Origin of the sequence: Clostridium sp. UBA5119 (genome assembly GCF_002414285.1) — a bacterium.
Lineage (GTDB): Bacteria > Bacillota > Clostridia > Clostridiales > Clostridiaceae > Clostridium_J > Clostridium_J sulfidigenes.
The window spans coordinates 24,643-49,377 of sequence record NZ_DHYX01000006.1 but is presented as its reverse complement, the minus strand read 5'-3'; the positions used below and the strand labels follow the sequence as shown (position 1 = coordinate 49,377).

Annotated in this window: 22 protein-coding genes and 1 other annotated feature; of the genes, 4 read left to right on the top strand and 18 right to left on the bottom strand. The window is 29.8% G+C overall.

Annotated elements, in window-relative coordinates; all coding sequences use genetic code 11:
* Positions 1 to 206 precede the first annotated feature (206 nt).
* Positions 207 to 441 (bottom strand) — a binding site (T-box leader).
* Positions 442 to 585: 144 nt separating this feature from the next.
* The 5 genes from B2671_RS00435 to B2671_RS00415 form a co-directional block, all read right to left on the bottom strand.
* A complete protein-coding gene (locus tag B2671_RS00435; RefSeq protein WP_346868629.1) occupies positions 586 to 1,794 on the bottom strand; it encodes an AfsR/SARP family transcriptional regulator in 1,209 nt (402 codons plus the stop codon).
* A gap of 17 nt (positions 1,795 to 1,811) precedes the next feature.
* Positions 1,812 to 3,365: an amidohydrolase gene (locus B2671_RS00430; RefSeq protein WP_346868628.1), complete on the bottom strand. Its 1,554-nt coding sequence runs from the start codon at positions 3,363 to 3,365 to the stop codon at positions 1,812 to 1,814.
* A 143-nt stretch (positions 3,366 to 3,508) separates the two neighbouring features.
* Positions 3,509 to 4,717 carry an ArgE/DapE family deacylase gene (locus tag B2671_RS00425; RefSeq protein ID WP_346868627.1) on the bottom strand — a complete coding sequence of 403 codons (1,209 nt, stop codon included), beginning with the start codon at positions 4,715 to 4,717 and terminating at the stop codon, positions 3,509 to 3,511.
* Positions 4,718 to 4,733: 16 nt separating this feature from the next.
* Positions 4,734 to 6,170, bottom strand: a complete 1,437-nt coding sequence (gene nhaC / locus B2671_RS00420; protein ID WP_150845757.1) for a Na+/H+ antiporter NhaC — start codon at positions 6,168 to 6,170, stop codon at positions 4,734 to 4,736.
* A 320-nt stretch (positions 6,171 to 6,490) separates the two neighbouring features.
* Positions 6,491 to 7,651, bottom strand: a complete 1,161-nt coding sequence (locus B2671_RS00415; protein ID WP_346868626.1) for a GerMN domain-containing protein — start codon at positions 7,649 to 7,651, stop codon at positions 6,491 to 6,493.
* Between the two features lie 213 nt (positions 7,652 to 7,864).
* Between B2671_RS00415 and B2671_RS00410 the strand changes: the two genes are divergently transcribed.
* Positions 7,865 to 9,211, top strand: coding sequence for a Na+/H+ antiporter NhaC family protein (locus B2671_RS00410; protein WP_346868625.1), 1,347 nt, complete (start codon positions 7,865 to 7,867; stop codon positions 9,209 to 9,211).
* Between the two features lie 167 nt (positions 9,212 to 9,378).
* On the opposite strand, the gene B2671_RS00405 is transcribed toward B2671_RS00410, so the two are convergent.
* On the bottom strand, positions 9,379 to 10,461 hold the full coding sequence (locus B2671_RS00405) for a hypothetical protein (RefSeq protein ID WP_346868624.1): 1,083 nt from the start codon (positions 10,459 to 10,461) through the stop codon (positions 9,379 to 9,381).
* A gap of 147 nt (positions 10,462 to 10,608) precedes the next feature.
* On the bottom strand, positions 10,609 to 11,568 hold the full coding sequence (locus tag B2671_RS00400) for a ribonuclease Z (protein WP_346868623.1): 960 nt from the start codon (positions 11,566 to 11,568) through the stop codon (positions 10,609 to 10,611).
* Between the two features lie 195 nt (positions 11,569 to 11,763).
* Between B2671_RS00400 and B2671_RS00395 the strand changes: the two genes are divergently transcribed.
* The gene (locus B2671_RS00395) at positions 11,764 to 12,792 is read left to right on the top strand and encodes a GntG family PLP-dependent aldolase (RefSeq protein ID WP_346868622.1); all 1,029 of its coding nucleotides are present in this window, start codon (positions 11,764 to 11,766) and stop codon (positions 12,790 to 12,792) included.
* Between the two features lie 201 nt (positions 12,793 to 12,993).
* On the opposite strand, the gene B2671_RS00390 is transcribed toward B2671_RS00395, so the two are convergent.
* Positions 12,994 to 13,986 carry a hypothetical protein gene (locus B2671_RS00390; protein ID WP_346868621.1) on the bottom strand — a complete coding sequence of 331 codons (993 nt, stop codon included), beginning with the start codon at positions 13,984 to 13,986 and terminating at the stop codon, positions 12,994 to 12,996.
* Positions 13,987 to 14,004: 18 nt separating this feature from the next.
* A complete protein-coding gene (locus B2671_RS00385) occupies positions 14,005 to 14,625 on the bottom strand; it encodes a C39 family peptidase (protein WP_346868620.1) in 621 nt (206 codons plus the stop codon).
* Between the two features lie 377 nt (positions 14,626 to 15,002).
* Here B2671_RS00385 and B2671_RS00380 point away from each other — a divergent pair, with 377 nt between their 5' ends.
* Together B2671_RS00380 and B2671_RS00375 are read left to right on the top strand one after the other, a co-directional pair.
* The gene (locus B2671_RS00380) at positions 15,003 to 16,133 is read left to right on the top strand and encodes a sodium ion-translocating decarboxylase subunit beta (protein WP_346868619.1); all 1,131 of its coding nucleotides are present in this window, start codon (positions 15,003 to 15,005) and stop codon (positions 16,131 to 16,133) included.
* Positions 16,133 to 16,264 (top strand): OadG-related small transporter subunit, encoded by a 132-nt coding sequence (locus B2671_RS00375; protein ID WP_346868618.1) that lies wholly within the window; start codon positions 16,133 to 16,135, stop codon positions 16,262 to 16,264. The genes B2671_RS00380 and B2671_RS00375 overlap by 1 nt, the downstream gene beginning before the upstream one ends.
* Before the next feature lie 58 nt (positions 16,265 to 16,322).
* Here B2671_RS00375 and B2671_RS00370 read toward each other — a convergent pair whose 3' ends face one another.
* The 9 genes from B2671_RS00370 to B2671_RS00330 all read right to left on the bottom strand — a co-directional run bounded on the left by B2671_RS00370 (position 16,323) and on the right by B2671_RS00330 (position 24,661).
* Positions 16,323 to 17,618 carry a metallopeptidase TldD-related protein gene (locus B2671_RS00370; protein WP_346868617.1) on the bottom strand — a complete coding sequence of 432 codons (1,296 nt, stop codon included), beginning with the start codon at positions 17,616 to 17,618 and terminating at the stop codon, positions 16,323 to 16,325.
* A 1-nt stretch (position 17,619) separates the two neighbouring features.
* Entirely contained in the window at positions 17,620 to 19,002 is a 1,383-nt protein-coding gene (locus B2671_RS00365) for a TldD/PmbA family protein (protein WP_346868616.1), read from the bottom strand.
* 234 nt (positions 19,003 to 19,236) lie between these two features.
* Positions 19,237 to 19,992, bottom strand: a complete 756-nt coding sequence (locus B2671_RS00360; protein WP_346868615.1) for a nucleoside phosphorylase — start codon at positions 19,990 to 19,992, stop codon at positions 19,237 to 19,239.
* A gap of 48 nt (positions 19,993 to 20,040) precedes the next feature.
* On the bottom strand, positions 20,041 to 20,553 hold the full coding sequence (locus tag B2671_RS00355; protein ID WP_346868614.1) for a DNA topology modulation protein: 513 nt from the start codon (positions 20,551 to 20,553) through the stop codon (positions 20,041 to 20,043).
* Between the two features lie 56 nt (positions 20,554 to 20,609).
* The gene (locus B2671_RS00350) at positions 20,610 to 21,131 is read right to left on the bottom strand and encodes a GNAT family N-acetyltransferase (RefSeq protein WP_346868613.1); all 522 of its coding nucleotides are present in this window, start codon (positions 21,129 to 21,131) and stop codon (positions 20,610 to 20,612) included.
* 141 nt (positions 21,132 to 21,272) lie between these two features.
* Positions 21,273 to 22,034 carry a GNAT family N-acetyltransferase gene (locus B2671_RS00345; protein ID WP_346868612.1) on the bottom strand — a complete coding sequence of 254 codons (762 nt, stop codon included), beginning with the start codon at positions 22,032 to 22,034 and terminating at the stop codon, positions 21,273 to 21,275.
* 39 nt (positions 22,035 to 22,073) lie between these two features.
* A complete protein-coding gene (locus B2671_RS00340) occupies positions 22,074 to 22,646 on the bottom strand; it encodes a GNAT family N-acetyltransferase (protein WP_346868611.1) in 573 nt (190 codons plus the stop codon).
* Between the two features lie 79 nt (positions 22,647 to 22,725).
* Positions 22,726 to 24,303, bottom strand: coding sequence for a GNAT family N-acetyltransferase (locus B2671_RS00335; RefSeq protein ID WP_346868610.1), 1,578 nt, complete (start codon positions 24,301 to 24,303; stop codon positions 22,726 to 22,728).
* Positions 24,304 to 24,319: 16 nt separating this feature from the next.
* The gene (locus B2671_RS00330) at positions 24,320 to 24,661 is read right to left on the bottom strand and encodes a GNAT family protein (protein ID WP_346868609.1); all 342 of its coding nucleotides are present in this window, start codon (positions 24,659 to 24,661) and stop codon (positions 24,320 to 24,322) included.
* Between the last annotated feature and the right edge of the window lie 74 nt (positions 24,662 to 24,735).

Below are 24,735 nucleotides of genomic sequence, written 5' to 3'. Positions count from 1 at the left end.
TAATGATAGTATTACTGCTAATATTAAATTTATATTCATTTTAAAATCTCCTTTTATTTTTATTTTGTTTAGTAATTTTGAATTTACTTATAAGCATTTTAGTAGAGCTTCCTTATTTTATTTGTTCTTTGCTGGCCAGCAAAATTCTATAAGCTACTAACTTTACCATAAACTTATAGAACAAAAAACCTTCTGCCCCTGTAATATACAGAGGCAGAAGGTATACTTCCGCGGTTCCACTCTTATTAGATATAAAAATATCCATCTCAATTTAGGTACTACATACCCTAACTCTGTAATGGGAGTTCCCATAAAAACCTACTTGCTTCGGCTTTTCTGCTCCAAGGGGCACTTCACTAATACTTATTATAGGTTATCTCAGCAAATTAACCCTCTCTGTAATAACTTATACTAATTACTTTCCCTTTTCGTTGCATTTGTAAATTCATATTTAACTGTTATCATAGTATCCTATTTTAATTTAATAGTCAACACCTTTTATTCATGAAATTTTTTCCTATAGAATTATATATATCTGATAATACTCATTATATTATTCTTATTAAAGTCTTATTTTGATTCTATCTATAATATAATTTTATTACCGTCTACTAAGATTCTTATTTTACATTCTGGGTTTTTCAAACTAAATAATTTAAGTATATTGTGCGATATATCGTCAATATTACTGACATCTTTAATATGAATTTCTATAGGATAAATTTTCTCAATATATAAAAGCAAGCTTTCGAAAGAAAAATAAATTCTATTCTCTTCGTTATAATAGTTTAAGTTATCTTTAATTCTTAGATCTTTATTTATTAATAAAACTTTTGGCTGTATTCTTAGCAAATCACTTAGAATAAATTCCTCTAAATCCATTAACTGCTCAATTGAATACCTCTGCATAATTTTCTCCACTATACATGCTATTCCAAAATATTTAATCTCATTTATAGGATAACATTGTACAATTATACTAGTCTTTTTTACATTATTCACATTAACTTTATCTACCCTATAAAAATTTGTTTTTGTATTTTCACTATTACAAATAATACTTTTGTAATAGCTTATAACTTCTTCACTAGGACGTATGTTTAACTCTTCTCTTAAAATATACTCACATTTCTTATATTCCTTTAAAGCAGCTTGTATATCATTAGTTTGTATATATAAATTCATTAACTCCAAATAAACATCTTCTCTATAGGGATTAATTTTTAGCACTTCATTTAATACTACAATAGATTCACTATACATACTATTTTCTGAATATAGCTTAGCTAATTTAAATAACAATGTGCTATAACACTCCTGATATTTTTCTCTCTCAAAGAAAATCCAATCATTAAAATCAGGACAATTCTTCAAATAAAACCCTTGAAGAAATTCACCATTATAAATATCTTTACATTTTTCTAAAGATAATATAGGATTTTCTTCATTGGTTAAATTCCCCATTATAAAATTAATATGTAGAACATCTATATAATAATCAAATTCTGGATTTATCATACAACTATCCTTTGAACTAATAAATAAATCACAATCCTCGCGATTAAATATTTTACGTAATACCCAAAGGCTATATCTTAGATTATATCTAGCATTTTCAATAGTTGTATTATTCCAAAAAAACGTACAAAGCCTATCTCTAGTAAATTTTTTACCTTTATTAGTACATAAAAAACAAAGTAATCCTATAGCCTTATTGCTAAGCTTATCGGTTACACTTACACCATCTACTTTGATATCTACTTCACCTAAAACACATATATGAACTCTACTCAATATTTATCACCTACTAACTAATAAGTATCCTGTCTAAGTCGACATTCATATAGTATATTACCTTCTTTAATAGTTGCAACAACACCTATATTGTTAATTTCCTTGGAATCTATGCTAAGGGGATTTTTGTCTAATATAACTAAATCAGCATATTTTCCGACTTCTATAGATCCCTTTTTATTCTCTTCAAATACAGCATAGGCACTATTAATAGTAAAAATCTTTATAGCTTCTAACACAGTTATTCTCTCATTTTCATTAGGATGATTTACTGCAGAATAAATACCTAGTAATGGATTAATAGGAGTTACATCACTATCAGAGCCTCCACAAACTATAAGATTATTTTGAATCATAGTTCTATATGGATTTGTCTTTCTAGTTCGTTCTTTTCCCAATCGCTTCTCATACATCTTCCCTTTTCCCCCCCAAAAATATTCATAGGTAGGTTGAACAGATGCAATCAATCCTAACTTTTTTGCACGATTAATATGCTCATTAGATGGAAGTTCAAAATGCTCTATTCGATGACGAAGATTTTTATTTGGATATATACTATTTGCAAATTCATGGGCAGAAATTATTTGCTCAATAGCTAATTCACCTATAGCATGGGTACCTAACTGAATATTATTTTCATAGCATTTCAATACAAATTCATTTAATTCTTCTTGGGTATAATATAATATACCTGATTTGGTAACATCATCCTCATATGGTTCACGTAACGCTGCTGTTCTTGATCCAAAAGATCCATCTAAAAAAATACTTCCACCAATTCTATTTAAATTTTTCTCCATCACCTTATCTACATTAATAGTTTGATAAAATAATATAACATCTATTGGATAATCATCCTTTGTATCATAAATAAACTCTGCATCCTTATCATGGAAAGTATATCCTCCCTCCATAGCATTAATTGTAGTTACACCTTTAGCAATAGCACTTTTTAAAGTATTATTTACTGCAGAAAATCGTGCTTTATTACTAATACTATCCAATATCTGCTTTCTAACTAATGCATTAGCAGTATGGGTAAGGACACCAGTTGGAATATTAGCTTCATTCTTTACTACACCTTTAAGATTTAAAGGTATAGTAAATTTATGTAATGCTAAGGAATTTAAAATACTAGTATGATACTCTTTTCTATTTATCCAAACTGGATGATCTGGAGAAACTTTATCAATTTCATATCTTGTTGGAAGTCTCTTCTCTTTAAGTTTAGTTTCATCTAGACCTGTTGCTCTAACCAAGGTATCCTTTGGTGCAGTATCACAATACCTTTTAATAAGCTTAAAAATTTCATCAAAACTTGTAGCATTGCTTAAATCAACACTGATAGAATTCAATCCCGTTTGAACAAGATGAACATGGCTATCATAAAATCCTGGAAGCACAGTCATTCCTTTTAAATCTATTAGTTCTGTGTTATTATCTGCTATATGTAAGTAATCTTCTTCAAATCCTATTTGTGTTATTATTTTATTTTTAATTGCAATCCACTGAAAGGATTGTATCTCTGAAAAAGTTATTATATTCCCATTATATAAAATTAAGTCAGCCATATTAACAACCTCGAATTCTCATTATATACTCCATTATAACACTTATAATTTTATTAATACATATTTAAGAGAGGCCGTTAAAATGTTTTGATAAAACTTTTAACGTTACCTCTCCTTAAAATCTTTTAATAATCTACAGAATTCTAATTACATAGAAGGTTACATAAATAATTGTAAATAGACAAAGCTGTTTTTGTTACAGTATCTATTATCACATATTCATTACTTGTATGATAGTTACCTCCATCAGGACCAAATATTATAGTTGGAACCTTTAATCTTGAACCTACATAATTAAAATCTCCTATACTTTTAAAATAGTCAATAGTGCACTTCTTCTTAGAAGCTTCCTCCACGCTTTCTATGAATTTCTCAACATATGGATTATTTTCATCAATAGTATATGGAAGAAACCCCTTAGTCTCTTCATTAGGATGTTTTCTTAATGAATATTCGACCTTAGAACTAATACCAGCTCTTGCTACTGCATTAAATAATTCTTTCTTAACATAATCTTCATCCTCACCATTAACTACATGTCTAAATACTGTAAAAGATGCTTCATCTGGTACACTACAAGCTTCATTTTTGCTATTGCATCCTAAAATACATATTGAACCCTTACCCAACTTTTCATCTTCAATAAGCGATGACTTTTCAAGCTCGATCATTAATTTTGCAGAATCGACTAATGCATTTATTCCTCTTTCAGGATTTGCTGCATGCGATGATTTTCCCTTTAAAGTTACAATATAATTGAATCCACCTCTTGCCCCTAAACAAACACAGGGAAAAGGTTTCTTACAAAATCCACTACTAGGTTCTGTTACTATTGCCACATCAACATTGTCTGCAATACCATCCCTTATAACCGCATCTGTACCTAATCCATATGGTCCTTCTTCGTCAGAAACAATTGAATAAACAATTTCTCCACTAAAATCATTATGAAGTGACTTGAATGCTTCAAGTGCAAGCATTATAGCTACCACTCCTGATTTCATATCTAAAGCTCCCAATCCATAAAGCTTGTCGTCTTTGACTACAGCTTTAAAAGGGTCCGTATCCCAACCATTACACTGATTTACAGTATCTATATGTCCATTGAAGTAAACTTTAGGTCCATGTTCTTTTCCCTTAATAGTACCTATAACATTTAGTCCTTGAAATTGAGTAATTTTCATCTCATTATAGTGATGAAATTGTGGGCTTAGGTTATGCTCTTCTAGCCAGTTATAAACAGTAGCCATAATTTCCTTTTCATGAAAATAAGGACTCGGAATATTAACAAGTGTTTTTAAAAGACACGTAACACTTTCTTTATTTATATAATCTATTGCTGTTCTTTTCATAAGTATATACCTCTAACTATACAGATTTATTTTCATAAGTGCTTGAAGATTTTATATCGCCTTCTTTAAATACAAATTTATTAGTATATGCATATATAATTGTAATTAAAGGACAAAGTAATGCTAAAAATACATAAGGTATATATTCAAGGGTAGAGACTCCTAAAACTCCTGAAAAATATACTCCGCATAATCCCCATGGAACCAATGGTGAAGTAACCGTTGCAGAATCTTCACAAGTTCTTGAACAAACTTGAGGAAGAATTTTAAGTTTTTTATAAGCAGGTACAAGCATTCTACCCGGTATTATTAGTGCTATATATTGACTTGCAGAGAATAAATTAACTGCAATAGATGAAATAACATGTGTAGTAATTAATCCTCCCTGTTTACTAACTAGCCCTGACATCTTTTCTAATAAAACTCCTAAAACTTTAGTTTTTTCTAGTAGTCCACCAAAACTTATTCCAATAAAGCCTAGAGATATTGTCCACATCATGCTTTGAAGTCCTCCTCGACTTAAAAGTGCATCGATCTCTGCAATTCCCGTGCTAGAAACGAATCCATCGTTCATAAATCCAAGCATTTCTCCAATTCCAAACCCCTGAAATGCCACAGCAAATATTAATCCCACAATAGATGCTATAACCATTACTGCAAGTCCAGAAACCTTTTTTACTGCTAAAATAACAACTATAATTGGTGGAATTAACATTATTGGATTTAATGTAAAGTTATCTTTCAATCCGTTAAGTATAATATTAATTTGTGAAGCATCTATAGCATCCGCTTTAAATTGAAACCCTATAAATGCATAGAGCACTAATGATATTATAAAAGCTGGTCCTGTAGTATAACACATAGATTTAATATGATCAAAAAGGTTAGCTTCTGCCACACCAGCTGCCAAATTAGTAGAATCTGATAATGGAGACATTTTATCACCAAAAATAGCTCCTGAAATTACTGCACCTGCTGTTAATGGTGCTGGAATTCCTAATCCCATTCCTATTCCCATAAATGCAACTCCAAAGGTAGCTCCTGTAGTATAACTGCTTCCTGTTGAAACTGAAGCTATAGAACAAACTAATGCTGATGTAACTAAAAAGAATGATGGCGATATTATTTTTAATCCATAATATATAAGAGTTGGTATAGTTCCAGCTGCAATCCAAGTAGCAATAAGAACTCCTACAAGCATAAGGATAAGCATTGGTACTAATGCAATATTACATCCATACACAATTCCATCTTCTATATCCTTCCACGAAAATCCAGACATTAATGCTACTACTGCAGCAACAGCCGTTACTATTATAAGTGTAATATGAGTAGCATAGTTTTGTTTAAAAACAAAAATTTGTAAAGCCATTGCAATACATAGGAAAAGTATTATAAATATTGCTGCTCCAAAGCTAGGTCTTTTTTCCTGAGAACTGTTATTCGTTTTCATTGTCTTTATATCCCCCTTGACTTATATAATAATTATCTTAACTTTTCTATGTTTATTTTACTGTTTGATATAATGTTTTATAATTTAATAAATTTTCTGAATTCATTAAATTAATTTTCTTTTTATAATAAATTATTGTATTTATAAATCTATTGTTGGTTTTTCTGTTGTTATTATATTTTACATAAAATAAACAATTCCACCTAAAAGATACCATTGAGTAATCTTTTGATGAAATTGTTTATCTAATATAACACTTTTTAAATATCTTTTATATCATTTTAATATTCAACACATTTTTATATAATTTTTTCCTAAACTTATTCACATGTTACTTTAAAATACTCACCCTTAACTTTTACTATATGACCTGAACTATAAGGCTTATTATCTATAGTGATATAAACTTTATTAACTCCGTAGTATTTTCCTATAGTATTTACAATGCTCTCTAAGATAGCACTTTCAAATCCTGAGCCTGCATTCATTTCTTTTACAAAATTACTGCTAAAATCTATATATACCATGCCATCATCATTTAAATATAAACTATTTATAGTTACATTTTTCCCTAACAATTGGCCCTTGTTATTTCCTGGAAAGTTCTTAAATAAATTTTGAATAGCAATTTTAGTTATATCATTAGTGGAAAAAGTAAGTTTTTTATCTTCATAATGAATTTTATAATTTTCATCTGGATAATAACATCTTATACTTTGATTTAATCTCATATTCTCTTCTATACTTTTTAAAGTTGAAGTAACTTTCATGGTTTTAATATCATAAATAGATTTGATTAACCCCTTGTTAACAGCGTAATACTGTAAATCAATTTGTCCATTTGTATTTTCTGTGGTAACTTCAAGAGCACTACAATCTCCACTGCCTATTGAAATCTTTACATCTACCTTTGAAATATATCTTTTACTTCCATCTGATAATTTCCATGTAGTACCTACCACTAGTGGCTCCTTTAGCAATACTTCACTTACGTTATATGGTTTATTGGTGAAATTTTCTCTATAATAACACTCATTTCTTTCAAATATTTTTGCAATTTCTCCATTATTATTTTGTAAAACTGTGACCGCTTCTGTTCCTCCATTATTACTTCTTAGTTGAACCTTATTACCATTTATATAATCAACATAGGTAACATATTCTGCATACTCTGAATTTGTACCAGTATAACTGTATTTTACATTTCCCTTAAATTTAAAATAGTCATCTATACTATAACTTGACTTATGGTTATTATTACTTTCTTCTGGTTTAGTAGTAATATTCTCTTTAGTAGTTTCATTAGAACCTGTATTTTTTTCTTCTTTTAAGGTATTATCAGCGTTGTTTGTTACAACATTATTATTATTTATATTAGTATCTACATGAATATTCTTATCTTCTTCACTATTTTTATTACCACAACCAGCAAGAAAAACTGCTACTGCAAAAATTATTACAGGAATCACTTTTCTTCTCACAACAATCACTCCCTAAAATATTCTCTATATAATATACGTAAATACATCCAAATAATCCCATAAAATGAAAATAAATTTATTCCATAGAATTCCACTTTCTAAATTTACTATATTTTCAAAATCAGTAGACTATAAATTTATCTCTTTTTATATTGTAAATTCATACTATTAAAGATAATATATAAGTGAAATTTATTTATATGGGGGATTTTTATGGACGTAATTTTAGGGCTAATCATTTCTACAATTATATTTATAACAGGAGTATTTAGAAATATAGATACTGTTATATCTTTATTCATGGTACTATGTATATTCTTTATTATAGCAATAAAAAGAGGTGTCTCTATTAGGGATGGTTTTAGATATTTAATTGAAGGAGGCAAAGAATCCTTAGGGGTATTAAAAATATTTATTCTAATAGGAGCAATCGTTTCTCTTTGGATGATTTCTGGTACAGTTCCTTCAATTGTTTATTATGGAATTAATCTTATTCCTCCAAGCTTCTTTGCTGTAAGCGCCTTTATTTTGTCAGCTTTTATATCTATGCTCCTCGGAACTTCCTTTGGTACCATTGGTACTGTAGGTATTTCTTTGATAGTAATGGCTAGAGCTGGTGGTGGTAATACCCTTATAATAGCTGGAGCAATTCTTTCTGGCGCCTATCTTGGAGATAGATCATCGCCTATGTCTTCCAGTGCAAATCTAGTTGCATCGATTACAAATACCAATGTCTACGATAATATTAAGAGAATGACTAAAACTTCTTTAATGCCCTTAATATTATCTCTAGGTTTATATTTAATTCTATCCTTATTCATGCCTGTAAATTATAGTAACTCAGATATATTATCTCAGCTAACTGAAACTTTTAATATAAATATAATAGCATTGCTTCCTGCATTAATTATAATTGTACTATCATTCTTTAAAATTGAAGTGAAAATTTCTATGTTTGTCAGTATGACTGTAGCTGCAATTATATCCTTCATTTTTCAACATACTACTTTTAGTGAAATTATTAAAACTGCCATCTTTGGTTTTCAATTACCTATTGATAACCCTCTTTATAGCATTATAAAGGGTGGAGGTATAATATCAATGATAAAATTAGCCTTTATAGTATTTCTCTCTTCAGCACTTACTGGAATATTTCAAGGGGCTAATCTGCTAGATTTTATAGAAGAATATTTAAATAAAATAAAAAGACTTGATACTTTATTTCTCACTACTATAATAACTAGTATCATTAGTTCCATGGTTGGCTGTACTCAAGTATTGGCAGTAATGCTTACAAAAATGACTATGAATGATACCTATATTAGACTAGGTTATGATAAAGAACACTTGGCACTTGATCTAGAAAATTCAGCTATTGTAATAGCTCCATTAATACCTTGGAATGTAGCTGTATTAGTACCTTTAACCACTTTAGGTGTAGATGCAAGAGCTATTTTATTCTCTTTTTATTTAATTTTATTACCACTAATAAGCTTAATGTCTACATATTTAAAAAGTCATAAAGAATTTAATTTTATGACATATAATATTGAAAAATAACTTAATAAAAAACTTATATAACATAGTTTTTAAAACAAAACAATACCTATGGACTAGGCACACAACAGTATTTTAATCCATAGGTATTTATTATATTTATTATTAATATTTATTATTCATAAGTTCATCTTACATATTATTGAAATTTATTGAAATATTTTATTAACTTACTCCATAATCTCAATTTCTATTCCTTTTGCTTTAGCTGCTTTTATAAGCTCTTCATTAATACTAAGTGGTGAATATAATGATATTTTCTTCAATGTAGGTATACTAAGCAATTTATCATAATTCTCAATAACTTTGTCATGTAGTGTAATTTCTTTTAAATTAGTAAGGTTTTCTATACCATCCAAATTGGGAACCCCTGTAACAGATAGTGAAAACTTCTCAACTTCGGGGAAATTTTTCAAACCTGAAAGGCTAATAGGCTTCTTAGTCTGAATATCAAGATTTTTTACATTTGGAAAATATGGCATATCCTCTAAAGAACCTTTCTTAGGAAAAATAATTTCTAAGTCTTCTAATTTTCCAAAGGTATCAAGCTCTCCTAATTTATTTAGATGTCCATACCAGATAGACATTCGTTTTAGATTTTTACATTGTAGAAGAGGTCTATAATCCATAATAAAACCTTCATCATCTATAAAAAGTGTATTAAGATAATTCATATGCTCAATACCATTTAAGCTTTTTACCTTACTAACAGTACTAATCCAAATACTATCTATTTCATCTAATTCACCTTGTTTTAAAGAAAGAAAGGCAGGCTTTTTTATTTCCTGTGAACGTTTTATTTCTGCCTCTAAATTGCCATCCTTTATTATTCGATTAGAATAAAGATAGTAGTTTGTGGAAAATAACAATATACCTAGAACTATAACTAAAGCAATTTTAATTTTCTTTCTACAGGAATTTTCTTTAACTGCATAAAAAATAGTTAAAACTGATAACACTATAAAAATTATAATATAGTTAGGAATATAAATATAAAAAAATCTAAATATAAAAAAATTTAGTATTGGAAAAATAAATATCATATATTCCTTCCAATTATTCTTATGAAATCCAATACCACATACCATAAGTATAATCCAAAACACTGGCGAATCATCATAAATATCATGAAGTCCAGAAACAAATAATTGAAGAAATATAAATCCTATTAAAATAAATATCCCTATTAAGTACTCCTTTTTATAGTTTTTAGGTTTATCTTTAATTTTATCATTATTAATAGTATTATCCATTTTAGACCTCCAGCAATAATTAGAACTACATTTACATCAATTTCAACTTACTCATATTTACAGTTTATGTTTACGTAATATAACAGTATACTCTACATTTTACAATATATAGAGTTATAATACTATAAATTTAATGAATAATTCATTCTAGTTCATATAAGTTAATGCTCTAACCATCCTATCTTCTCCTATAATACTATTTTCAAATATCTCTTTAGCATTATCTATAAACTGTGCTGGTTCTCCCATAATAGGACTAAAATGAGTTAATATAAGCTCCTTAACTCTCCCTTCCTTAGCTAGTGTGGCAGATTCTCTAAAAATCATATGCTTATTTTTGATAGCCTTGTCTATATCCTCATCCTTACCATAGGTGCCTTCACAGATAAACAAATCACTTTCTGCAATGAATTCTATCATTGAATCCATTGGTCTGCTATCAGTTATTAAACTAATCTTAACTCCCCTTCTCTCATCTCCTAATACCATATCTGCAGTATATGTTTTCCCTTCAAAAGTTACTTCTTCCTGCCTTTGTAGCTTACTCCATAGACTTTTAGGAATGTTATTTGCCATAGCCTTTTCTACATTAAACTTTCTTTCTCTTTTAAAATAAAAACTATATCCATTACAAGGTGATGAATGGTCTACATCTATAGCGTTTAATATTATTTCACTACTATGAATTTTTCTATGTTTAGTATTCTCTGCCACATGTATCCCATCCTTTGACACATTAAGCTCTACCCTTGAAGAGGTTTCTATGATATTTACCTCATAGGGTAAATATTCTGCAACAACCCTTAGACCATTTACAACCCTAGTAATTCCCTCAGGACCAATTATAGTTAAAGGCTCAGTTCTACCACTATTACCTATAGTTGAAAGAAGCCCTGGAAGTCCTATGATATGATCTCCATGGGTATGAGTAATACATATAATATCAATGGACTTAAACCCCCATGCCACCATCTTCATAGAAACCTGAGTCCCTTCACCACAATCTATAAGTATCTTTCTACCTTTATAATTAATTAAAGTGGCCGAAAGATTTCTTTCCGGCATTGGCATAGATCCTCCACAACCTAATAAACACACATCTATCATTTTTTTCCTCCATTATTTTATAAGTTATAATCTAATGTAATTTAAAACCTATAATTGATTTTAAATCATATTAAGTATATTTACAAAAACTCCTTAAATAATACTATAGTCTTAGGTATTTATTTACACTTCACATATTCTAGACTTTTAATCCCTCTCATAGTACAATTTAATTATGACGTAGGGGGTATATGTATGAAATTTATCGATTTAAGAAGTGACACCGTAACAGAACCAACGGAAGCTATGAGAAAGGCTATGTACGAAGCTACTGTAGGTGATGACGTATATGGAGATGATGAGACTACTGTAGAACTTGAAAAATATGCTGCAGAACTTGTAGGCAAAGAAGCTACACTATTTGTTCCTAGTGGAACCTTTGGTAACCAACTTTCATTACTTACTCACTGTCGACAAGGGAATGAGGTTATTCTAGGAAATGACTGTCATATAGTTTGTCATGAAGTTGGAGCAGCATCAATTATTGCTGGAGTTCAACTTAGAACCTTAAATAGCAATAAGGGTGAACTTTCACCTAGTGAAATAGAAGCAACCATAAGAAAAGAAGAAGATATCCATTATCCTGATACAGCCTTAATATGTCTTGAAAATTCTCATTCAAATGGAAGAGTTATTTCTCTAGAAAATATGGCTGAAATACGAAAAGTTACTAATAAATATAATTTACCTATTCATCTAGATGGTGCAAGATTATTTAATGCCGCTGCTTATCTTGATGTAGATGTAAAGGAAATCACTAAAAATGTAGATACAGTAATGTTCTGCTTATCAAAAGGACTTTGTTCTCCTGTGGGATCTATTTTAGCAGGTAGTAAAGATTTTATTGATAAAGCTAAAAAATATAGAAAACTAATGGGTGGTGGCTTAAGACAATGTGGTGTAATAACTGCTGCCGGGCTTGTGGCATTAAAAGATATGAGACAAAACCTAAAAGCAGATCATGAGAAAGCTGTATACTTATCTAAAGAACTAGCAAAACTTCCTGGATTTAAAGTAATGGAAGATAACCTACACATAAATATGGTATTCTTTGAATTACCTACTTATGTAAATTCTCAAGACTTAGTTCAACACCTTTTAGAAAGAGGTATAAAGGTTTGTGATGTAGAAGATGGCTTAATGAGATTTGTTACTCACTACTGGATTAGTTATGAAAACATAGATTTTATTATAAAAACACTAAAAGATTACTTAACTACTTAATAAATAAAAGGGATATTTCATAATTAACTAAGCTTTAAAGTTACACTTATTGGTAACCTAGTTATATTAATGAACTATCCCTTTAGTGTTAAGGATTATTCCATATTAATTTATATAATTAGTTTGCATTTTAATGTATATAAATTGCAATAACAAAATATATTAATTTCTATGCTATTTTATTTCTTTAATTAATTATTGTTAACCTCTTAATGTCTTTCTTTTATATAATATACCCAATGAAATACCTACAAGAACTATGCTACTACCAACAATTAAAGGATAGTAATTATATTCAGAAGTTTTATTAACTTCAGTAGTATTTATAGCCAATAAATTTGCTGGCTTAAGGTTTTCATAATTTATGGCACCACTTAAACCCGTACACCTGTCGAAAAGTGGCTTCAATGCTTCTTCTTCAGCTTTTTTTTGATTTTCTAATGCTGATGTCTTTCTAGCTTTAAAAAAATCACCTGCTAAATATGGAGTAAACTTTTTACAAGTTTCAACCTTTTCATCATTTTCATCATAAGTAACCCCATCGCTTAAAGGAATTATTATTTGTTGTCCATTTTCTTTTAAATATAATGCTGCATTCAACCCTTCAATTCCAACAACAACTTTTAAATCTTTAGGTTTTTTTATGTTTATACTATCTAATAAATCTTCTATATTTTTCTCATTAGATAAAAATTGGATAGTCTCTTCTGCCATTATAAGACTTCCAGAAGAAATACTTGCCCAACCTTCTATTGTTTTTTCGGCACCTGGCTCGTCTTTTACAAATAATATAGAGTCAATAAATTGTTCTTCACTATCTCTATATACTGTTATAATAGCATTTTGTTTAGCAATAAATTCATCCAAATCACCTTTTTCTTCGTAAGTTTTATAAAAGTCAGATGCTAAAATATTAGCAAATGCATATATTTTTATATTATTTCTTGCTTTTATATCTTTAGGATCTTCTATAGCTTGTAAACTTCTATTATTTTTTTGTCTCCTCTTATATGATTCAATTACCATATGTGTATCTGGAGATACATCGGCAATAGTATTATTAAAACTATCATTTTCTTCTGTTGAAAGCAATATCTGTTTGTCTGATTGATTTTGTACATCATTAGTTTCAGCTGATACTGGTGTTGTTAATACCGTCATTATTAAAAGTGTTAAAGCAACTATTTTCTTCATATTCATTCTCCTTATTAATTAATTTACGCTGGTGAGCCATTTTATATTAAGATAACTAAATTTTGTACCACTATAATTTCCACTAACAAGAGCATTATAGCCACACCAAGTTTCTTTACCCGGTGCTGGAAAAGAATTCACAGTACCCTGAGGATCCTGTAACCATACAGAGCTATTATTTGTATCGTATCCAGTTATAACCATAGTATGCCCAATTGTACGATCACTATTAAAGCAACCTACAGCTATAGACCACCCATTGTTTATTGAACTAACAACACTTCTTGCACCACTAAATGGTAAAGGTCCATTAAGATCAAAATCTAAAGAGTAATTTGAACCCCATCTTGCTGCAGCTGCAACATTATTAGCACTCCCACCTCTATTTATAACTTGTCCATGTATGTACGTGCAAATAGCACTTTGAGTCCTATTATACCCTTTTGTTTCAAGCAACATTTGAGTAGACGCAGCCCAACACCAGTTAGATTTTTGTTGACCTCTAAGAGGGCAAGGTGTAAATGACTGTGCAGCATAAGCTTTTGTTTCGTTGACCACAAAAATACTCATAATCATAGTAATCAGCATTATAATTGCAAATCTTTTTTTCATAATCTTCCTTCTTGAAATAATTTTCATAATCTTCCTCCTTAAAATAAATTCGTTGAAATAAATTTTTGATAACTTTAATTAAAAATTATTACACTTTTTGATTAATTAGTATAACGTATATAATAATAACATTTTTTAAAAAGTTATTCCAGAATAATATAATATAATATAATATAATTAATGATATATCACTTATTTCAAGAAGAAGTAACAATATCTAACGTCTTTGATAAGGGCTTAGTTTATTAGAGGTTTTAGAGGTTATTTTTATGTTATATAAATACAATTATAGAAATTATGTATACGTTGTAATAAAATTATGTTGTTGTAATAAATATATTGGGGAATACTATTTTATTATAACTACAATGGTAAAATATTCAACTTATATAGGAGGATTAATCATGGAATTTCTACTGAAGGGCATAATGTCCCTCACCTGGCAACAACTAATAATGTGGGGTATAGGTTCAGGGCTAATATGGCTTGCTATAAAAAAAGGTTTTGAACCGGCACTTTTACTACCAATGGGGTTTGGTGCAATTCTTGTAAACTTACCACTCTCTGGAGCTGTAACTCAATTTATTAATGGTCATGAAGAAATTGGAATAATAGACAATTTATTTAATATGGGTATAGCCAATGAGCTGTTTCCACTTATTTTATTCATAGGTATTGGAGCTATGATCGACTTTGGTCCATTGCTTACAAATCCGAAAATGCTTTTATTTGGCGCTGCAGCTCAGTTTGGTATATTCTTTACCATTTCTTTAGCAGCACTATTAGGATTTTCGTTAAAAGATGCAGCTTCCATCGGAATTATAGGAGCTGCTGATGGACCTACTTCTATTTTTGTTGCAAACTATTTTAAAAGCAACTACATAGGACCCATAACCGTGGCAGCCTATTCTTATATGTCTTTAGTACCAATTATTCAACCAGCTGCTATCAAGTTAGTAACTACTAAAAACGAGAGACAGATAAAAATGAAGTACAATCCTAAATCTGTTTCTAAAACTACAAAGATATTATTTCCAATAATAGTTACTGTTATAGCTGGTCTTATTGCACCAACCTCTGTAGCTTTGATAGGTTTCTTAATGTTTGGTAACCTAATTAGAGAATGTGGTGTTTTAGAGAGGTTATCCAGCACTGCACAAAATGAATTAGCTAACTTAGTAACCTTACTTTTAGGAATTACTATAGCTTCTAAGATGAAAGCTGAATTCTTTGTAACCTCTCAAACCTTTATGATTATAGGTCTTGGTCTAATTGCCTTCATATTTGATACTATTGGTGGAGTTTTATTTGCTAAATTTATAAACCTATTTGCAAAGGATAAAATTAATCCAATGGTTGGAGCAGCTGGAATATCAGCATTTCCTATGTCCGCTAGAGTAATCCAAAAAATGGGTCAAAAGGAAGATCCTCAAAACTTTTTGTTAATGCATGCAGTTGCAGCTAACGTATCTGGACAAATAGGATCTGTTATAGCTGGTGGATTAGTTCTCTTCTTAATCGGAGGTGGCATGTAATGAATATAAATATAGAGGCATTCATGGAAAGTTTAATTGTAATGGGTAAAGGTATGGGCGGAATCTTTGTAGTAATGCTTATAATATTTTTAGCTATTAAAGGATTAGGCTCCATATTTAAAGGTGACTAATAAATAATATAGCAAAGCTCTATGACTAAAAATCTTCAGTCATAGAGCTTTTATTGTTTTAATTTCCTGAAATAGTTACACCCTTAATTTTCATCCAAGGAGTTACGGATTCTCCAGTATTTAAAGTTTCTATAGAGATTTCCTCTATATTATTAAACATATCCTTTAAATTTGAGGTTATCATAGTCTCAGTTATTGCATACTTAATTTCTCCATTTTCAACATAAAAACTATTTTTAGCTACTCCTGAAAAATCCCCATTTGATGATGGCATTCCCCCTGAAAATCTTCCTAAAATTATTCCTTTTTTAGTTGATTTTATTATATCTTCCAAGGACTTATCTCCATTATCCACAACTATATTAAAAGCAGTTTTAGTAACCTGCTTTCCAGTTTTTTTTGCAGCATATAATCCTATGATAAAAGACTTTAGTATACCCTTGTCTATGATACTTATATTCTCTGTTTTATAACCATCTTCTGTTATGAAACTCTTATTAGCAATTTCATCACATACAGGCATACATTTTACTGTAAGTATATCACTAGCAATCTTCTCATTTAACTTATCCTTTAAAATACTTGTACCACTTATTAGAGAACTATCACCAAGGAAACTTATATTATATAAGTATAACATTTCTCCAACTAACTCTGGAGTTAAAATTATATCTCCAATAAATTTATCCTTTATTCCATTGCAAGTAAGTTGACTAACTATATCTTTAAACCTTTGTTTAACATCAGCATACTCCATAAAATCTAAAGGTAATTCATTAAATACATAACTAAAACCTGTGAAAGATGTAGACTTTTCACCTTCCTTTGCTAAGAAAATTATATTAGCCCTATAAATACCTTCTACTATTTTAAAATCTACACCATTGGAATTTACAAAATTAGTTTCCTTACTATTAAACTCTAAGGTAGTTCCATCCATAAATTTAACCTGTGGAAACTCTTTCTTTAACTTCTTTAAAAAAGTACTTGTAAATTCATGCATTTTATCTAAGTCCGGCTCGGTATCTCCATTACTAAACTCTTCTTTCAGTTGATTTTCTGCAATATCATTACACTGATCACTCTCCGCCGACTCACACATTTCCATTAACTCTTTTATTTTCTTACTTATTTCATCTTCATCTATTTTATTTGAAGATATGGTAGATTTTTTATTGTCTTTTATGGCAACTAAATCTATATTTGCATCAATTGTTGTTCTTAAAAGATTAATGTCTTCATTTCCAAAATTCAATTCATATTTCTTACTATGAGTAAAAACACATTGAGCCTTATCAGCTCCCTGATTAACTATATTACTAATACAATATAAGGCTATTTCTCTATTTCTCATACTATTTTCCCCCTATATTTATCTTACATTTCATTGCTGGTCCACCCATACCTACAGTTATAGGTTGTTTCTTTCCACACATTCCGCCATTTAACCATGTAAGGTCATCAGATACCATAGTAACAGTCTTTAACATATCGAAAGCAACTCCTGATATAGTGGTATCCCTTATAGCTTTACTTAGCTTTCCATTCTTTATTTCATAACCCATACTTACTCCAAACATGAACTCACTAGTGGCATCAGCTTGACCATTACTAGGATTCATTAGATAGTATCCATCCTCCACAGAAGAAATCATATCTTCAAGTTTATCCTTTCCTGGAAGTATACAGGTATTTCTCATTCTTATTATAGGCTCATCTGAAAACTCATAGGCTCTTGCATTTCCTGTTGGTGCTGCATTAAACATATTTGCACTTTCCTTATTATGCATATATCTCTTTAAAATACCATTCTCTATTATAGTTACGTCCTCAGCCTTGGTTCCTTCATCGTCTATATATATAGGTACTGGACATGTATTTCCAAAAGCCGTATTTGCATAGTCCACTAAAGTAATTAATGAACTAGCTACCTCCTTGTCCATATACTCACCTGCTATTGATCCAGATAACACAAAATCTGCCTCTGTAGTGTGTCCAACTGCTTCATGAGCGAGGATACCAGCTAAATCTGTGGCTAATATGCACTCCTTTAAGCCTGCATTAGCATATACTCCCTCAGCCTTTGCTCTTAATCTTTCATAAATCTTATCTATTCTTTCATACAAATTCTGTGGATTAGTAAAGTTATCTTCAAATTGACCCAATCCACCTATCATCTCATATAATTCTACAGGCACACCATTACCATCATTAATCACTAAATCTATCATTATATTTGCTCTTGGTAAAAATGAATATAATTCAGCTCCTGAAGATGTAATAAGACTTTTTTCCATATTTAATTCACTAATTCTTATACTTCTACTAATCAGATTGCTATATTTTTTTATAATATAATTATCTATTTCTTTAGTAAATTCTATTAACTGTTTTTGGCTTAATCTTACCTTCTTTGTAGCAAAGGATTTTTCTATAGAATAGTTTGTAGTTACTAACTCTCTATTCTTACTCACTGACTTAGAATTTAAAAATTCCCCATTTTGCCTTGCAATATTTAATACTTGTCTAATGTTTTCATCATTAATATTAGAATTAGATGCAAATCCCCATGATCCATTTACATATGCTCTTGCAGAAATCCCGCTGGAAGATGCTCTAACATTCTGAATCAAATTACCATTCATCATCCCTATAACTATTGATGAATTCTCTTGATGTCGCAGCTCAGTATATCCTTTTAGCAAATCAGAATATTTACTCAAACTTGATATAATCATAAAATTCCCCCCTAAATAAACATTGTAATTTCTATTCTATTATTATACATTATTTACATTAATTTTAAACTTATTTTATGATATTTAACATTAATTACTTTATTTTAAATTTAGTTAACCTCCTTAGAAGCTAACATTCCCTTAATAGCAATTCGTTCTTGCACCTAGGTTCAACTAAAATTCCCTCTCCAATGCGAGCTTTTCCCACTCCAATAAAATTTGTTCATTCCAAAATTATATCTGCCTTGCAATTTCAAAAGCTATCATCATATATCTTTCTCTTTCACTTAAGTCTAAATTACCAAGAATTCTTTTTTCCCACTTTTCACTATCTAAGTTATCTGCTGAGTATAGAAATTGAAAAAACTCTACTCCTCTAAACTTGCACATAGCTGCTAGTGATGCACATTCCATATCCACAGCAATACATCCTTCAGCCTTTCTTTTTTGCATATTTCCTATGGTTTCTCTATAAATTGCATCAGTTGTCCAAACTTTCCCTTTAACATAGGAAATTTTTAAATCATCTAATATACTTGCCAATTTATTAGCCTTTTCAATAGTTACATAATCACTTGGTTTCATATAGTGATAACTTACCCCTTCATCTCTATATGCATCAGTTGGAACAATTAAATGTCCAGCTGTAATATTTTTATCTAAAGAACCACAAGAGCCATATACTATAACCTTCTCTGCTCCCATAGCTATAATTTCTTCAAGGGTACCTGTTGCAAAGGAGCCTCCTACTGGAGTCATATAAAATCCTATATCCTTGCCCTTGTAATTCATCTTATAAATAATTACGTCACCATTTACTGACCTTGTAACTCCTACTTGAACTACACCTTCTAACTTTGAAAAAACATCCATTACTTTATGAGAAAAAGTAGCTACTACTACTTTAGGAAAATCTTCAATTCTCTCTATTACTTCCTTTGGATTTATTATGGCATCCATGCAATCATCAAAACTATGAATTATACTCATTCTTTTATCTCCTTTACACCTTTATGAATTATGTCTAATTTTATCATCCTAACTTTCTTTTAAATTCCTAAGAAGCTCATCTACTTTTCTTGGATTCTCAAGCACTATTATCTTCTTTTTATTTTCATAGTTTTTGAGCTTTTCCAAAACCTTAGGTCTTTCATTTTTATTGAATTTCAATACCCATTTAACAAACTCTAAATCTAGCTTTTCTTCACATCCCTCTGTCATATCTGGCCTTTTCTTTCCTTTGAACATAAATCTTCTCTTTATAATTCTATAGGTGCAAAGTAGAGTTGACATATTAAGAAATATTATTGTATCTGCTGAGTTTAACCTAATATCCATAGTTGATCTATAGTTTCCTTCTATAATCCATTGATCATTATCAGCTAATTCTCTTACTACACTCTCCCATTTATCCTTTGGCGTCTCTATCCAACCCGGGTTCCAATACAAAGTATCTAGATGATGTACAGGAAGATTTAATATGTTTCCTAACTTACGTGAAAATGTAGATTTACCTGAACCACCACTTCCTATTACAGCAATTTTCTTCATATTTATCAATATTCTCCTTATCTTTTATAACTTTTTACATGATAAGCACTATACTATTAAATGTTCTTATCTAAGGATAAATAAACCAATTCTTCATCTTCTCTAACCTTAGTCATTCCAACCTTACTTAATAAATTTATAGATGGCATATTATCTCTTAAGCATTCTGCTGTAATTACCTTCACAGATTCCTGAGAAAATGCCCATTCTATTAAAGCATTAACTGCTTCATAGCCATAACCCACCATTCTTTTGCTTTCAACTATGTTATAACCAATTTCAATTTCTCCAATATCATTTGGAGAACCTTTAAATCCACCATCTCCAATTATGATATTGTCAGCCTTATCAATAAAAATCCAAGGTCCATATCCATCAGGAGGTTTCTTTTCTAGCTGAGCCTTAAATATTGGTAACGCAGGCATTATATCGGAGCTTGGCCATTCCTCATTAAAATCTACACCTATATGATCATATGCATTTATATCATTTTTTAAGACGTCTGTTATAAGTCTAAGTGACATTGTTCTAATAATTAATCTCTCAGTTTCAATTCCTATAACTTGGTTTAAAATCATAATTATCTCCTTTAATACTTTATAAAATCAAAACCTAAAACTTCTATGTGTTCATTCTTATCTAAGGATTTATCATAATTTTTTCTGAGCTGTATCATGTTTAAGTGATCAAAACCACATTCCTTATATAGTTTAATATCACTAACTTTCCTTAGAATTACTTTTCGAATAAAGTTCTGCCCATGCTGGGAAAAAGCCTGAATTTATGGCGATATTCTGTGAGTGAAAATGTGATTCCACTGTTCCATAAAAAGGAACCTTTCCTCTTTTTAAAATCTCATTTTTTAAAAGTTTAACTAAGGTTGTTCCTATACCCTTACCTCGGTTCCCTGGCAAGACATCTATACCTATTTGCCACATAGTTTTACTATCTGCACTGGCACCTGCCATACCAATTATTTCATCACCATCCCAAGCAGAAACTGCAAGCATATCTGGATGATTTTTATCAAATGCAAAAGCTTCTCCAAATCTTTCATCACTATCAAACTGTAAAATTTCTTCTTGCTCGTACCATTTTATATCATAAATAGGTTTATCCATCTCTTGCACATCAGGATTTGGTAGATAATAATGGTGAGCATCTGCTATCTCATGTCCAACCTCCTGTAGCTTTTTATCAATAGCCCTAAGTTTAGGATATTCAAATAGCCATGCCGCACTTGCATTAATAAATTTTTCTTCAAACCACGGTATCAATGTAGGGGTTGTACTAATAATTGCTTTGTTTCCAAAACATAGTATCTTAAGAGCACATCCATCATTATCATAAATTCTTCTACCTTCAACAAGTTTATTCTCAACTATTGTATTTACTTCTTTTTCAAAATCAGATACCTCACAGTTATAATCCAGAGCTAGCTGAGCCTTAGCAATTTCTATAATTTCATTTTTTGCATACATATCAATATTCTCCTTTATATTCATAGAACTTTCTCTATTTTAACTTCTACTTTCACTATTCCATTCATCTTTTAATATGGCATATATCGCTAAATCATAAAAGCCTCTTTTCTCACTGAAACTAGCTTGTCTTAATGTTCCTTCATACTTCATTCCACTTTTAGCCATTACCTTTCCTGATGCACCATTTTTAGTATCATGAAGTGCTACTATTCTATTAAATCCAACTTCAGAAAATAAATAATCAATCACAGCCTTCAATGCTTCAGTCATTATGCCCATATTCCAATGTTTTCTTGACATACAATATCCTACTTCACAGGAATAGTGCTTTTCATCCATCCTAACTAAAGAAATTTCACCTATAACTTCTCCAACATCTTTTAACACAATAGCCCAATTATAGTTATCATCATTTTCATATTCCAAAGTCCACTGTTTTATAATTCCTTTAGTTTCTTCTACATTATCATGGGGCTTCCAAGATAAAAATTTTGTTACTTCACTATCTGTTGCCCAGTTTTTAAACATATCATTGGCATCTGCAACTTCAAGATTTCTTAGTAAAAGCCTATCTGTATTTATTGTTTGTGTTCCCCTATGCGTCACCATATAAATTTCCCCTTTTGATTTAAATTCCTTTATTTTCTTCTAGTATTGTTTTACTCCCTCAGTATATAAAATATAATTATTATGAATGACTATTATATAATTTATAATAATCAAACTTACACATTTCACCATCATATAGTACTACTCTGTCGTCAACATAATTAAACCCAAGTTTATTAATCACAGTTTTAGATGAAGTATTCTCTGGCTTTACTATTGCAGTTAAAGACTTTAATTCAGTATTTTTAAAAACCCACTTAATTAGTACTTTAGCTGCTTCAGTTGCATATCCATTCCCTTGGTAGCTATCAGAAATACCATATAAAATCTCAACTTCATTATCTATTTCAGCTTTTGCATGAACTCCCACAACACCAATGCATTTATGCTCCACCTTATATTCAATTGCCAATATTATAAAAGGCTCATTTATATTAAACTTTTCATTTAGCCAATTTATCCAAGAAATTGCTTCTGACTCATTATGCAAAACCATATCAGACAGCCAGTAAGACACATTGGGTTGTTGACTATAATATACTGCATCCTTTGCATCGAATGGTAAAAATGGTCTTATAATTAAATTTTCTGTTTCTATACTAATATTTTCATTTATATAATTAATCCATTCTTTTTTAGTAAAATTAGAACATATACCATAAGTTTGAAGTGTAGTAATATAACTTTTAATTTTTATATAGTCTATAGTAATTTTCTTATGCTTCATAATTGTCATAATATCAATTGTTTTTTTAACATCATTAGATTTTATATAACAGTAAAGACAATCCCATATCAAACATTCTTCAGTTTTATATGCATCTTCTAAATATTCACCACATTCATGCCACTCTGCTTCAGATAAATCCTTTAAATTTTCAATTGGAGGGTAGGAAGAAAATGAATAATAATAATTACTGCATGTAAATCCTAAATTTTCAGCTATTGCTATAGAACCTTTATTAGAAGCTACACAAAGCCACTCAATTTTTTCGTATCCTTTAGCAAAGCACCCTTTAATAGTTGCAGATGCAACTATTTTCCCAAAACCATTTTTTCTATATCTTTTATCTGTATGAATTCCAATTGCAATTTTCTTATCAAAACTACAATCACCCAATGACCAGCTTACAATTGTCTTATCATTACGTACAAAATACCCCACACCACACTTCTCAAAGTTTTCATCATTACCCCAATTTTCAATCCATTCTAGCAATTTTTCTGAGTTTTCAAAGGAATTTTGTCTTAATAAAGATATATCTACTTTTTCTATTACATACCCTTCTCTCAAAGTTGTATCACATTCCACAAACTCATCACGAGAAAGAACATAGCGTCTTCTTTTATATTTTCTAATGAACTGATTCCTATGAATTATTGGTATTTTATCCATCCATTCCCCCGAATCTGGAGTTAATTGATCCCAAAAATCCAATTTTAAAGACACTTCCGAATTAAATACTTCATTATTGGAACTACCTGTAATTAAATTACACTCACTAGTTTTTATCAATGCTGCTGATGGATTATCAATGTTGTTTACATATATCTCTCCAGGCATATCTCCATTGATAACAGAAAATACAGACAACTCATTCTGAGATTTAACTAAAGGTATTATTTTCTTAAATTCTTTACTATTCAATTTAATCATATAGTCTCTCCTTTGGTTATTCTTCATTTATTTTTGCATAGAGCAAATTATCATAATAGTTATTGTCAAACTTCATAACCTTTTTTAATAATCCCTCTTTTTTAAAGTTATTCTTTATAGCAACTCTTTCACTTGCTTTATTTCGTGGATTCATACGAATTTCCAGTCTTATTAACTTTAAATCATTAAAATCAATATTTTCTAACCTCTTTACAACTTCGGTTGCAATTCCCCTATTAAAAAAATTTCTATCTATAAAATAACCTATTTCTCCAACGTGAGGACTATCTTGAAATATTTTTATATTAAATCCACTAATCACAGCATCTTCTATTATTGGATACCTCAAATTAATCATAAAATTCCTCCTATAATCCCCACTCCTCAATAATGCTTACTTTCTTGTTTCTAGCATCAAGTTCAATCTCACAC